This is a genomic window from Halomonas chromatireducens, from assembly GCF_001545155.1.
In the GTDB taxonomy this organism is placed as follows: domain Bacteria; phylum Pseudomonadota; class Gammaproteobacteria; order Pseudomonadales; family Halomonadaceae; genus Halomonas; species Halomonas chromatireducens.
Genome location: NZ_CP014226.1, coordinates 2,735,550 through 2,748,471 on the forward strand (window position 1 = coordinate 2,735,550; position 12,922 = coordinate 2,748,471).

Below are 12,922 nucleotides of genomic sequence, written 5' to 3' on the forward strand. Positions count from 1 at the left end.
GGCTCACTCCTCCAGCTCTCGGGATTGATACCGGTGAAAGAGCGCGATGGGTATGATCAGGATCGCCAGCATCACCATGGCCAGCGCCGAGGCCACCGGCCAGTCGCGATTGTGGAAGAACTCCTCCCATAGCACCTTGCCGATCATCACGGTGTTGGGGCCGCCCAGCAGCTCGGGTATCACGTACTCCCCCACCGCCGGGATGAAGACCAGCATCGAGCCGGCGATGATACCGCCCTTGGAAAGCGGCAGGGTCACCTTGAAGAAGGTGTTCAATTTGCGCGAACCGAGATCCGATGCCGCTTCGAGCAGGGAGCCATCGAGACGGGTGAGGTAATCCATGAACACGGCGAAAGACGATGTACGACAATTGCTCGAGACCCTTCCTGAGGACTGTTCGATGGAGGATATCCAGTACCATCTTTACGTCGTGGAAAAGGTTCAGCGGGGAATCCGCCGGGCTGAAGACGAAGGCGCTCTGAGCCATCAGGAAGTCGAGAGGAAACTGGGCAAGTGGCTCGAGCGATAGCCTGGTCGCCTGAGGCGCTCGAAGACCTGGAGCTGATCGCCGAATTTATCGAGCGAGACTCGGCCTTCTATGCACGGGCCGTCGTGACCAAACTCATGGATGCGACGCGGGCTCTAGGTGATTTTCCCGAGATAGGTCGGGCCGTGCCCGAGTTGGGGCTACCTTCGATTCGAGAGCGATTCGTTTATAGCTATCGGCTCATCTATCGTATCGAAGCCGAACGCATACTGGTTCTGGGCGTGATTCATGGGCGTCGTCTGCTGGAAAACACAGAGCGCTTTCCTCAATAGAGTCAGGCCTCCTTCGGCAACGCCAGGCTGATCGCCACGGTGGCTGCCAGCATGGCGCTCGAGACCCACAGTGTGGCGGTGAGACCGCCGGACATGTAGAGCCATCCCGAGAGCAGGGTACCGATCAGCCGCCCCATGGCGTTGGCCATGTAGTAGAAGCCGACGTCCAGCGAGACGCCGTCGGCGCGGGCCAGCTTGACGATCAGGAAGCTGTGGAGGCTGGAATTCACCGCGAACACCGCACCGAACAGCAGCAGCCCGCCAAGCAGCATGATATGTGGCTGCCACTCCAGGCCGAGCGCTATCAGCGCCGGCAGGGCGGCGAGGCCCATCGCCCACAGGATGGCGGCGGAGCGCCCCGCATGACGCCCGGTTATGCGAGGCGCCATTGCCTGTACTGCGCCGTAGCCGATGACCCACAGCGCCAGGAAGCCCCCCACCCGCCAGCTGTCCCAGCCGAACTGGGTGGCCAGGAACACCGGCAGCGCCACCACGAACCAGACGTCCCGCGCCCCGAAAAGGAAGAGCCGGGCCGCCGACAGCACGTTGATCGCCCGGCTCTTGGAGAGAATCTCGCGAAACTTGGGCTTGGCCTTGGCGCGGCCCAGGTCGGCATCGAGCCTGACCAGCGAAAGCGCCAGCACGCCGGCGAGCATCACCGCCATCACCAGGATCGCCCCCTGGAAGCCGATCAGCGTCAGCAAAAGCCCGCCGAGGAAGAAGCCCACGCCCTTCAGCGCGTTCTTGGAGCCGGTGAGCATCGCCACCCAGCGGTAGAGCGCTTGATGGCCAGCATCGCCGGCTGGCACCAGTGTCTTGATGGCGCTTTTCGCGCTCATCTTGTTGAGATCCTTGGCGATCCCCGAGAGCGCCTGGGCGGCCATCACCCAGGGCACGCTGAGCCAGGCGACCGGCACCAGCAGCATGGCGAGGGCGAATACCTGCAGCCCCAGTCCCAGGTTCATGGTGCGGTTGAGCCCCAGGCGCGCGCCCAGCCAGCCGCCCACCAGGTTGGTGACCACGCCGAAGAACTCGTAGAACAGGAACAGCAGCGCCACTTCCAGCGCCGAATAGCCGAGCTGGTGGAAGTAGAGCACCACCAGCATGCGCAGGGCGCCGTCGGTCAGTGTGAAGGCCCAGTAGTTGCCGGTGACCAGCAGGTACTGGCGTATCTCCCGAGGCAGGGCGGCGACGCGAGCGATCATGCGTCGGCGTTTCCTACCTTGGCGGCGAGCTCCACGGTGCGGCAGGCGTAGCCGTACTCGTTGTCGTACCAGGCGTAGAGCTTCACCTGGGTGCCGGCCACCACCATGGTGGAGAGGGCATCGACGATGGAGCTGCGCGGGTCGCTGCGGTAGTCGATGGAAACCAGCGGGCGCTCCTCATAGCCCAGGATACCGGCCAGTTCGCCTTCGGCGGCCTGCTTGAGCAGGACGTTGACCTCTTCCGCCGTGGTTTCGCGCTGCACCTCGAACACCATGTCGGTGAGCGAGGCGTTGGCCAGCGGCACGCGCACGGCGTGGCCATTGAGCTTGCCGGTGAGCTCCGGGAAGATCGCGGTGATCGCCTTGGCCGAACCGGTGGTGGTGGGAATCAGGCTCATGCCGCAGGCCCGGGCCCGGCGCAAGTCCTTATGCGGGGCATCGAGGATCACCTGGGTGTTGGTGATGTCGTGGATGGTGGTCATGGAGCCGTGGCGGATGCCGAGCTGCTCGTGGATTACCTTGACCACCGGCGCCAGGCAGTTGGTCGTGCAGCTCGCGGCGGTGACGATACGGTGCCTGGCCGGATCGAACAGATGATCATTGACGCCCATCACCACGTTGAGCACCCCCTCTTCCTTGACCGGGGCGCTGACCACCACGCGCTTGACCCCCTGGTCGAGATAGGCCTGCAGTTTTCCGGTGGTCTTGATCTTGCCCGAGCATTCGATGACGACGTCGCAGCCGGACCAGTCGGTATCGGCGATGTCGCGGTTCGCGGTGAAGTCGATGTGTTTCCCGGCGACGAACAGGGCGTCGTCATTGGCCGTGATATCATCGCCGCCACCGGTCCATTGGCCATGCACCGAGTCGAACTGAAGCAGGTGGGCAAAGGTGGCGGCATCGCCGCCCGGGTCGTTGATACGCACGAACTCGAGATCGGGGTTCGACCAGCCGGCGCGAAGTGCCAGGCGGCCAATGCGGCCGAAACCGTTGATACCGATACGAAGGGACATGGTGCGCTCCTTTTTCCCCGAGATGTTGGGTGGCTTAGACGTGTCGCTGAAATGTGCCTGAAATATATGGCAAATCGTATATGAAAAAGGATGACAATTCGATGACAGCGTCGGCGTCATCGGCTCTGCCTATCGAGACCCGTCTGGATGATATCCGCCAGGCGCTGACCGGTCATAGCCGTGCCGTGCTGGTCGCGGAACCGGGTGCCGGCAAGACCACCCGGGTTCCCCTGGCACTGCTCGAAGCGCCCTGGCGTGGCCATGGCAAGCTTCTGCTGCTGGAACCCCGCCGCGTGGCCGCCAGACTTGCCGCCGGTTTCATGGCCGAGACCCTCGGTGAGCCGGTAGGGGAGACCGTCGGCTACCGGATGCGGGGCGAGAGTCGAGTCGGTGCCAATACGCGCCTGGAGGTCGTCACCCAGGGGATATTGACCCGAATGTTGCAGGACGACCCCATGCTCGAAGGGGTCGCGGGAGTCATCTTCGACGAATTTCACGAACGCAGCCTGGAGGCCGACCTGGGCCTGGCGCTGGCGCTTGACGCCCAGTCGGTGCGCGACGACCTGCGCCTGCTGGTGATGTCGGCGACCCTGGACGTCGAGGCGCTGCTCGGCGTACTGGGCCAGGACACCCCGGTGATCGATTGCCCTGGCCGGGCTTATCCCGTGAAGACGCGATACTTCCCCGTCAATGGCGGCCGGGATACGCCGCGTCTGCAGTGCGCAGCGGTACTGGAGGCCATGCAAGAGGAAGCGGGTGACGTCCTGGCGATACTCCCCGGGGTGGCCGAGATTCGCCGCCTGGCCCGGGAGCTGAGCGCGCGGCGGCCCGATCTTGCGGTCATGGAACTGCATGGGCGGCTGCCGCTGGATGCTCAGCGTCGTGCGCTACGTCCGGACCCGCAAGGCCACCGCCGGGTGGTACTGGCCACGGCGATAGCCGAATCCAGCCTGACCGTGGAAGGGGTTCGCATCGTGGTCGACGCCGGCCAGGAGAGGGTGCCGGTTTTTCAGCCACGCAGCGGGCTGACCCGGCTGGAGACGCGCCGGGTTAATCGCGCCAGCGCCGATCAGCGTCGTGGCCGTGCGGGGCGTCAGGGACCCGGCCTCTGCCTGCGGCTATGGGCCGAGGAGCAGCCACTGATTCCCCACGGCGAACCGGAGATCCGACAGGCCGACCTGGCGCCGCTGGCATTCGAACTGGCCCGCTGGGGAGTCACGGACACCGCGGCACTCGCCTGGGTCACCATGCCGCCGGCCGGTGCGCTGGCCGCCGGGCGGGATCTGCTCCGGCGGCTCGGCGTGATCGACGAGGCTTGTCATCTCACCGCGCTGGGACGTCGCTGCGTCCGCTGGCCCGCCCATCCGCGCCTGGCGGTGATGCTGGAGCGAGCCCATGAGCTGGAGGCGCTGCCGCTGGCCTGTGCGCTGGTGGCCGCACTGGAGGGGCGTGACCTGGATGGCGAGAAGGACCTGGAGCCGGCGCTTCAGGCGCGGCTCGCCGACGCCAGGCGTTTTGGCCAGTGGCATCAGGAGGCACGTCGCCTGGCGCGCATCGGCGGCTGCCGACTGGAGGTGAAAAGCCTCGCCCCGCTGGGTGAGCTGCTGGCGCTGGCCTATCCGGAGCGTATCGGACAGCGTCTCGCCCCGGGGCGCTTTCGGCTGGCCGGGGGAGGGCTTGCCACCCTTCCCGAGGAGCATCCGCTGGCTCACGCCGAGCTGCTGGTAGCCGCTGACCTGGATGGCCAGGCCAGTGGCGCCCGGATATATCGCGGGGTGGCGCTGGCTGCGGGCCGGCTCGAGGTTCTCTATCCCGAGACCGCCGAATGGCGGGCGAACATCGAGTGGTCGGATGAGCAGGGCCGGCTGGTGGGTGAGCTGGTGCGTGGCCTGGGGGCGGCGGTGCTGGCGCGAAGGCCGCTTCAGCAGCTGCCGCCCGAGGCGGTCCGCCAGGCACTGCTAGAGGCATTGCGCCGCCGCGGCGCGCTGCCTTTCGACGAGGCGGCCGACCAGCTGCGTGGGCGGGTGGCGCTGCTGCGCCGGGAGCTGGGCTCTCGTTGTGATCAGGAGGACTGGCCCGACTGGTCGACGGCGGCGCTGCTCGACGATCTCGAGAGCTGGCTGGGCCCGCATCTCGATGGCATCACCCGGCTTGATGCCGTGGAGCGCCTGCCCCTGGCGCGAAAACTGCTCGACAGTCTCGACTGGTCGCTTCGCTCACGCCTCGACGACCTGGCGCCGGAACGACTGGGCGTGCCCAGTGGATCGCATATCCGTCTCGACTACAGGCCCTGCCTGGAGGGAGGCGAGCCGGTACTGGCGGTAAAGCTGCAGGAGCTGTTCGGCTGGCGGGCCTCGCCGTGCGTCGCCGGTGGGCGCGTGCCGGTACTGCTGCACCTGCTCTCGCCGGCACGGCGCCCGCTGCAGGTCACCCGTGACCTGGCCAGCTTCTGGGTGAACACCTATCCGGAAGTGCGAAAGGAGATGCGCGGGCGTTATCCGAAGCACCCCTGGCCCGAGGATCCCCTGGAGGCAGAGGCGACGGCGCGGGCCAAGCGTCGGAAATAGGCGTAAAGCGTCTCAGCTTGGCAGCAGGCTGGCCAGCCCCATCCCCAGTGTCATCAATCCAAGCGCGATACCGAAGGCGGGCCAAGGCATCAGCCAGGCCTCGGCGCGCCGGAACTGCCAGGCGAGGATGCGCAGCTGCCGAGCACGACGCCATCCCTGTTCTTGTCGGTAGGCTCCCCAGCTCTCGAGCCGGCGGGCCAGGGTGCGATGCAGCCGGCGGGCCGGCAGGGTCATGCCTGCCAGGGCGATGGCAATCAGGGGCGAGAGCAGGCCCGCGATCAGCGTTTTTTCCATGTTGGTTGTTACCGGGACGACCCACTGCCAGCCCCAGGGGGCCAGGGCAGCCAGTAGTCCCAGCGCCAGCCAGGCCCACCAGAGCCAGCGGGGTATCACCAGGAGATGGTGGCTGGGCTCCGGCCTCATCAGCAGCAGCCAGAAGAAACGCAGCATCAGCAGGGCGGTGGCGACACCGCTCAGAATGATCGGCCAGGTGGGCAGGCCGCTGTCGCCCATTGCCGTCTCCACGCTGGCCTTGACCAGTACCCCGCCCAGTGGCGGCACTCCGGACAGGGCCAGCGCAGGCAGCAGCATCGCCGCCACGACTCGCTGGCGAACCCGGCCCTGGGTTCGGTTGGCCATGCCGGCGCCCAGGAACAGCGCCCCCTTGGCCAGGGAGTGTACCGTCACCACCAGCAGTAGTGCGGTCATGGCGGTGGGCGCTTCGGCGAGTATTACCAGACCAAGCAGGGCGGTGATCAGGCCTATCTGGCTGACGCTGGACCAGGCGAGTACCACCTTGTTGTGGTCGTGAAGAACGCCTCGCAGGGCGGCGTAGAGGCTGGCAAAGATGCCAAGGGTAACCAGTGGCACTCCCCAGTCGGCGGTGGCTTCGGCCTCCGGCAGCAGGCGTAGCGCACCCAGCACGCCGACCTTGATCATCAGCCCTGAGAGGATCGCACTGGCCATGGGGGGCGCCACCGGGTGGGCCAGGGGAAGCCAGGCGTGCAGGCCGAGCACGCCGGCCTTGAGCCCGAGCCCCAGGGCCAGGAAAGCGATGGCCAGGGCCGGCAGCTCTGCAACGGCCAGCGCAGAGAAACTCAGGTCGGTGGTCGTGAGGGCGACCAGTGCCAGCCCCGCCAGCATGGCGATCTCGGCCAGCAGCATCATGGCCAGGTAGCCGATACCGGCGAGTCGCGCCGGTCGGTCGCCGTCATGTTGCACCATGGCCCAGCCCAGCAGGCTGAGCATGGCGGTACCGATATAAAAGGTCAGCAGGTCGCCGGCAACCAGCGTCAGCAGATGCGCTACTGCTGCGACGAGCATGATCGAGAAGAGCCGTCTCGAGGCGGGAAAGGCGTGACGCCAGGCGTGGGTGGCGCCCAGTGCGATTGGCCAGATCGCCAGGGCTGGCAGCATGAAGATCAAGCCGAGCGAGTCCAGTTTCATGCCGAGCCCCGCTGCCTGGTTAGAGAGCCCCAATGTGACCAGGCCCTGGAGCCAGGCCAGCAACGCCAGGCCCAGCGCCAGCATGGCCAGGCGACCCGTCAGCCGGGCATCGGGATGGGTCAGGGGCCGCTGAATCGCCGTCGGCGCGGGACAGAGCGCCAGGTCGAGCAGCCGCCAGAGGCTGGCAGCGGTGATCAGCGTACCCAGCAGAACGACCGCTGCAATCAGCCCGCTTCCCTCCGCGAAGGCGGCGCTCAACAGCCACCATTTTCCGACGAAGCCGCCCGTGGGCGGAGCCCCCAGCAGGCTCAATCCGGCCAGGGAAATGGCCAGCCAGGCCAGCGGAAGTCGGGCAGCGCTGCCGCCGAGGCGGCTGAGGCGATCATGGCCGTAGGTTGCCACGATGGCACCGGCGGCGATGAACATGGCTGCCTTGGCCAGGCCGTGTGCCAGCAGTATCTGCAGGGCGCCTTCGGTGGCCGTACTTCCCCCGCTGCCTGAGCCGGGCCAGCTTGCGGTGCCGGCCAGCCCGAGCAGCAGCATGGCATAGCCGCTCTGGGAGAGTGTCGACCAGGCGATCAGCAGCTTGAGACGTGACTGCAGGACGGACTGAATGCCCCCCCAGACCAGCGCTGCTGCGCCGACGAGTGCAAGCCAATCGCGCAAGGCTGTCTGCAGAATGGCGAGCGGTGAAAGCCATAGCCGCCAAAGGACGAACAGGGTGGCGGCCACCACCACGGCGGAAAGCATGGCACTGACCGGGGCCTGGGCGCGCGCATGGGCCGAGGGCAGCCAGGTATGCAGTGGAACCATGGCCGCCTTGATCATGAGGCCGAGGCTCAGGGCGATGGCGGCCAGGCGGGAGGTGGCATTATCGGTCAGCGTTTCGCCCAGCAGCTCGAGATCGAGCCTGCCGGTCTGGCCATACAACAGGGCGACACCAAGCAGGAAGAGCAGGGAGGCGAGCAGGGAAGCCAGCAGGTAGCGTAGAGCCGCCGCACCTTCGGGATCCTGCGGCGAGCGGGCGACCAGCCCCACCCCGGCCAGTGTCACCAGCTCAAGAGTGATATAGAGGTTGAACAGGTCACGGGACAGCAGCAGGGCATTGAGCCCGCCCCACAGCAGCCACCAGAGCGGCCACAGGTGCCTGTCTTGGGCCGTCTCGTCGTCGGCCAGCAGGGCAACGCTCCCTGCACCGGCGACGATGGCGGTCATGCCCAGCATCAGCGCACCGGGCGCGTCCAGTTGCCAGACGATGCCCAGCGGTGCTGGCCAATCCCCCAGGGCAAGCATCAGGACGCTATGCTCCATTAGCGGGACTGAGGCGATGGAGAGCCCTGCCACGATGGCGGGCACGCCCAGCAGTACCTGGCGCCGGGGTGACAGGCATTCGAGAAAGGCCGCAATGGCCAGACAGAGAGGCACGGCAACAGTGAGCGGCAGGGCCCATAAGGCAGGCGCCGACATTACGACTCCTCCCCTCGCCTGCGACGCGCCTCATCGGCACGAATGACGAGGGCCAGGGCCGCCGCGGTCGTGCTGACGGCTACGACGATACCGGTCAGCACCATCACGTGAGGCACAGGGTCGATGCCTTCTGCGCTGCGGGCAACCGTGACCAGCAGCAGGAAAACGGCGCTGGCCAGCACGTTGAGCGCGAGGATGCGGCGCAGCAGGTCCTCGGTCTGGAACAGCCCGATCAATGCCATGCCACATAACAGGGCCGCCAGTACGGCGTAGAACTGGCTCATTGTCCCGGCTCCCCCAAGAGGTAGAAGGCCATCAGCATGAGGGCGATGGAAAGCCCCGTAGCCACTTCGACGGCCATGATCAGCATCGGGGCCAGGTGCAAGGGAATGGCAAAGAAGACACCGGTCATCAGCATCCCACCGAGGGCGACGGCGAGGAACAGGGCCATGCCGGAACTCAGTAGTAGATGAAGAAGCATTCGATGTCTTCTCAGGTAGATCCAGGGAGCGGCATCGGTAAGCAGCAGCAGGACGCCGCCGGCACCCATGACGGCATACAGGATCATCGGGATGGAGGGGGGGATGATGATCGCCAGGGATGCCGATGACGAGGTGACCGCCGCGGCGAAGGGCGATCGGGTTTACACTAGCGCTTGCTTGGTTGATCTTGAGAAAAACACAGCCCCGCCGACAGGTCAATCCACCTGAAAGCCCGGCGCTCGTATCGAATCCCTATACTGACAACATTCACCACTCTCCGGGAGAACACACCATGAGCAGCCCCACCGATATCGTCTTCCTTTCCGCCGCCCGTACCCCCATGGGCGGGATGCTGGGCAGCCTTTCCAGCATGACGGCTCCCGAACTCGCCGCCACCGCCATTCGTGCCGCCATCGAACGTGCCGGTATCGAGGCATCAGCAATCGACGAAGGGATCATGGGCTGTGTGCTGCCGGGCGGCGTCAAGCAGGGCCCCGCCCGCCAGGCCATGCGCCAGGCCGGGATTCCCGATGGCATCGGCGCCACCACCATCAACAAGCTTTGTGGCTCGGGCATGAAGGCGGCCATGCTGGCTCACGACCTGATCCGCGCCGGCAGCGGCGAGATCCTGCTGGCCGGCGGCATGGAGTCCATGTCCAACGCCCCCCACGTGCTAACCAAGGCCCGGACGGGGTATCGACTCGGCCATGGCGAGCTCAAGGACCACATGTTCCTCGACGGCCTCGAGGATGCCGAGACCGGCAAGCTGATGGGGGTCTTCGCCCAGGACGTCGCCAGTTCGCGGGACTACAGCCGCGAGCGGCTGGACGACTTCGCCATCGCCTCACTCGAGCGAGCCATGGAAGCCACCAACGCCGGCCATCTGGACGCCGAGATGGCCCCGGTCACCGTCACCAGCCGCAAGGGCGAGACCGTGGTAAACCATGACGAGCAGCCGTTCCAGGCCAAGCTCGACAAGATCCGCGAGCTGCGTCCGGCCTTCGCCAAGGACGGGACCATCACCGCAGCCAACTCCAGCTCCATCTCCGACGGCGCCTCGGCGCTGATACTGGCCAGCCAGGCAGCGGCAGACAGGCATGGCGTCAAGCCGCTGGCCCGCATGCTGGGGCACAGCACCCACTCACAGCACCCCAGCGAGTTCACCATCGCTCCGGTTGGCGCCATCGACAAACTGATGAAGAAGCTGAACTGGAGCGTGGCCGACGTCGACCTGTTCGAGATCAACGAAGCCTTCGCCGTGGTCACCCTGCTGGCCATGGACGGGCTCGACATTCCCCACGACAAGGTCAACGTCTTCGGCGGTGCCTGCGCCCAGGGTCACCCCATCGGCTCCACCGGCTCTCGGATCATTGCCACCCTGATCCACGCCCTGCGCACCAAGGGCGGCAAGCGAGGCATCGCCAGTCTCTGCATCGGCGGCGGCGAGGCCACCGCGGTGGCGGTCGAACTGATCGACTGACCAACCGGCCACATCACCGCATGGGAGCCAGCGTCAGCCGACGCTGGCTCCCGTTTGTCTCGGCTGAACGGGTCTCGGCTGACAGGAGACAACAGTGGCAAAGGAATTCTGGATTGACACCCCCCACGGCCGGCTCTTCGCCAGTCGCTGGGGATACGAACGCGCCGATGAAGCTCCGCCAATCGTGCTGCTGCACGATTCTCTGGGTTGTATCGCACTATGGCGGGACTTCCCGGCACGACTGGCCAAGTCGACGGGGCGCGAGATAATCGCCTACGACCGCCTCGGCTACGGGCGCTCGGCGCCCTACCCCGGACCGCAGCCGACCAGCTTCATCGCCGACGAGGCGGGGGGCGCCTTTGCCGCCGTTCGCGAGCAGCTGGAACTCGAGCGATTCGCGCTGCTCGGCCATAGCGTGGGCGGCAGCATGGCTGCCCACGCTGCCGCCCGGCACGCCGACAGCTGTGAGGTACTGATCACGGTAGCGGCCCAGGCCTTCACCGAGCCGGGCACCTTGGCCGGCATTCGCACGGCGGAGCAAGTCTTTCTTCAGCCTAATGGCCTGTCACGGCTGGCGAAGTACCACGGTAACAAGGCTGAGTGGGTGCTGCGCAGCTGGGTCGACAACTGGCACTCGGAGGCCTTCCGCGAATGGCGGCTGGACAACGCCCTCGCTCAGGTGCGCTGCCCTACGCTGGCTATCCACGGCGAACTCGACGAGTACGGCTCACGGGAGCAACCGGCGCGCATCGCCGCCCTGACGCCGGGCCCCTCCGAGCCATACCTGCTAACCGGCTGCGGGCACGTGCCGCACCGCGAATGCCCGGAGCGACTGATCGCCGCCATCATCGACTTCCAGGGTTGAGCAGGACGGGATGCTAGCCAGGCACCGCCAATCGGTCCAGCCGCAGCCGCTCGCGGGAGTCGAACAGCCGGCGACTGCCCGCCGCCACCGCCGCCAGGGTGCCGAAGCCGGTGCCCAGGGTAATGGTAAACATCACCAGAATCTGATACTTGACCGCCAGGGCCGGTGAGGTACCGGCCAGTATCTGGCCGGTCATCATCCCTGGCAGGCTGACCACCCCGGCGGCGGCCATGGCGTTGATCATGGGCATCAGGCCGCTGCGCATCGCCTCGCGACGAATGTCACCGATGGCTTCCTGCCAGGGCTGGCCCAGCATCAGCCGGTTCTCGATCACCGCCCGCTGCTGCCAGGCGGTATCGGTGAGACGGTCCAGTGCCAGGGCAACCCCGGTCATGGTGTTGCCGAGCATCATGCCCAGCAGTGGAATAGCATACTGCGGCCGGTACCAGGGGTCCGGGCCGATGATCACCGTCAGCGTCAACACGGTAACGGTGAACGACGACAGGAACATCGACAGGGTACCAATACCGAAGGCCCAGCCGCCCTTCAAGCGGCGTTTCTGCCGCGCCATCACCTCGCGCCCGGCGATCAGCAGCATGGCCACTGCCATCAGGCTCACCCAGACCAAGCGTTCGGCGGCGAACAGCGCCTCCAGCACCAGGCCGATCAGCGCCAGTTGAACGACAGTACGCAAGGCGGCGATGAGCAGGCTGCGACTCATGCCCAGCCGCATCACGGCCGTGCAGCCGGCCAGCACGACGACCATCGAGGCCGCAAGGGCCAGCTGCCACCAGGAGAGCTCGATCACGTCCATGCCGCCTCCTGCACAAGCAGCCGACTGCCCTCGATACGCAGATGGCGATCTGCCACCCGCACGATCTGCCCCCTGTCGTGGGCCACCCACAGCGTCGGCCAGCCACGCGATTCAATCCGCGACGCCAGCCAGTGTTCCACCCGGTCTCGGGTCGCGTCATCCAGGTTGGCAGTAGGCTCATCCAGCAACAGCACCCTGGGCTCTCGGCTCACGGCCCGCAGCAGCGACAGGCGCTGCTTTTCGCCTGTGGAGAGCCGGCCGACCTGCCATGACATCACCTCGCGCTCGAAGCCAAGCGCTTCGAGATCGCCATCCTCGACCCCATCGGAAAAGTGCTCGCCCACCCGGTCGCTCCACCACTGGCTTTCCGCCGGCACCAGCATCACCTGGCGCCGCCAGCGATGGGCCGGTATCGTCGACTGGGCCTGACCCGCCAGCCATACCTCACCCCCGTGGGGCTCGAGATCGGCCACGGCACGCAGCAGGCGGCTCTTGCCGGATCCACTGGCCCCGGAAAGGCAGACAATGTCACCTGGGCTTACGCTGAGGTCGACGGCTTCCAGCTCGCCTACCGTGAGCCTCTCGAGGCGTAGCGAAGTGGGCTGCACATGCACTCCTGGCCGGATGAACTGGCAATTTCCTGTTGATCATACCAGCCTTCTACCGGCTGACTGGAAGGGAGATGAATTGCCCATATATGGAATTCCATATATCCTAGACGAACAAGCATGCCTCTGGCCAAAACCCCGCCATGACCACATCAG

12 protein-coding genes and 1 pseudogene are annotated in these 12,922 nt (G+C 66.2%); 5 read left to right on the top strand and 8 right to left on the bottom strand.

Annotation, left to right across the window (positions count from 1 at the left end):
* Positions 1-3: 3 nt before the first annotated feature.
* Positions 4-336 (bottom strand): annotated as a pseudogene (locus LOKO_RS12650) (ABC transporter permease subunit); the annotation flags it as partial.
* Positions 337-340: 4 nt separating this feature from the next.
* Between LOKO_RS12650 and LOKO_RS12655 the strand changes: the two are divergent.
* The gene (locus LOKO_RS12655; protein WP_066449820.1) at positions 341-529 is read left to right on the top strand and encodes a hypothetical protein; all 189 of its coding nucleotides are present in this window, start codon (positions 341-343) and stop codon (positions 527-529) included.
* Complete coding sequence (locus tag LOKO_RS12660; protein ID WP_066449823.1) at positions 514-819, top strand: type II toxin-antitoxin system RelE/ParE family toxin; 306 nt, start codon at positions 514-516, stop codon at positions 817-819. The genes LOKO_RS12655 and LOKO_RS12660 overlap by 16 nt, the downstream gene beginning before the upstream one ends.
* A gap of 2 nt (positions 820-821) precedes the next feature.
* Here LOKO_RS12660 and arsJ read toward each other — a convergent pair whose 3' ends face one another.
* Both arsJ and LOKO_RS12670 read right to left on the bottom strand, forming a co-directional pair.
* A complete protein-coding gene (gene arsJ, locus LOKO_RS12665; protein ID WP_066449826.1) occupies positions 822-2,024 on the bottom strand; it encodes an organoarsenical effux MFS transporter ArsJ in 1,203 nt (400 codons plus the stop codon).
* Complete coding sequence (locus LOKO_RS12670) at positions 2,021-3,037, bottom strand: ArsJ-associated glyceraldehyde-3-phosphate dehydrogenase (RefSeq protein ID WP_066449828.1); 1,017 nt, start codon at positions 3,035-3,037, stop codon at positions 2,021-2,023. The genes arsJ and LOKO_RS12670 overlap by 4 nt, the downstream gene beginning before the upstream one ends.
* Positions 3,038-3,138: 101 nt before the next feature.
* On the opposite strand from LOKO_RS12670, the gene hrpB reads away from it, so the two are divergent.
* The gene (gene hrpB, locus LOKO_RS12675; protein WP_066449831.1) at positions 3,139-5,604 is read left to right on the top strand and encodes an ATP-dependent helicase HrpB; all 2,466 of its coding nucleotides are present in this window, start codon (positions 3,139-3,141) and stop codon (positions 5,602-5,604) included.
* Between the two features lie 12 nt (positions 5,605-5,616).
* Here hrpB and LOKO_RS12680 read toward each other — a convergent pair whose 3' ends face one another.
* Genes LOKO_RS12680 through LOKO_RS20265 form a run of 3 tightly spaced genes read right to left on the bottom strand, consistent with a single transcriptional unit; the run spans position 5,617 to position 8,998 of the window.
* Positions 5,617-8,517 carry a complex I subunit 5 family protein gene (locus tag LOKO_RS12680; RefSeq protein WP_066449834.1) on the bottom strand — a complete coding sequence of 967 codons (2,901 nt, stop codon included), beginning with the start codon at positions 8,515-8,517 and terminating at the stop codon, positions 5,617-5,619.
* Positions 8,517-8,801: an NADH-quinone oxidoreductase subunit K gene (locus LOKO_RS12685; RefSeq protein WP_066449835.1), complete on the bottom strand. Its 285-nt coding sequence runs from the start codon at positions 8,799-8,801 to the stop codon at positions 8,517-8,519. Before LOKO_RS12685 ends, LOKO_RS12680 begins: the two co-directional genes overlap by 1 nt.
* A complete protein-coding gene (locus tag LOKO_RS20265) occupies positions 8,798-8,998 on the bottom strand; it encodes a hypothetical protein (protein ID WP_158509946.1) in 201 nt (66 codons plus the stop codon). Before LOKO_RS20265 ends, LOKO_RS12685 begins: the two co-directional genes overlap by 4 nt.
* 293 nt (positions 8,999-9,291) lie before the next feature.
* On the opposite strand from LOKO_RS20265, the gene LOKO_RS12695 reads away from it, so the two are divergent.
* Entirely contained in the window at positions 9,292-10,479 is a 1,188-nt protein-coding gene (locus LOKO_RS12695; protein ID WP_066449839.1) for an acetyl-CoA C-acyltransferase, read from the top strand.
* Between the two features lie 94 nt (positions 10,480-10,573).
* Positions 10,574-11,344 (top strand): alpha/beta fold hydrolase, encoded by a 771-nt coding sequence (locus tag LOKO_RS12700; protein WP_066449842.1) that lies wholly within the window; start codon positions 10,574-10,576, stop codon positions 11,342-11,344.
* 13 nt (positions 11,345-11,357) lie between these two features.
* Here LOKO_RS12700 and LOKO_RS12705 read toward each other — a convergent pair whose 3' ends face one another.
* Both LOKO_RS12705 and LOKO_RS12710 read right to left on the bottom strand, forming a co-directional pair.
* Positions 11,358-12,158, bottom strand: coding sequence for an ABC transporter permease (locus LOKO_RS12705; protein WP_066449845.1), 801 nt, complete (start codon positions 12,156-12,158; stop codon positions 11,358-11,360).
* On the bottom strand, positions 12,149-12,766 hold the full coding sequence (locus LOKO_RS12710) for an ABC transporter ATP-binding protein (protein ID WP_066449848.1): 618 nt from the start codon (positions 12,764-12,766) through the stop codon (positions 12,149-12,151). The genes LOKO_RS12705 and LOKO_RS12710 overlap by 10 nt, the downstream gene beginning before the upstream one ends.
* Positions 12,767-12,922 lie beyond the last annotated feature (156 nt).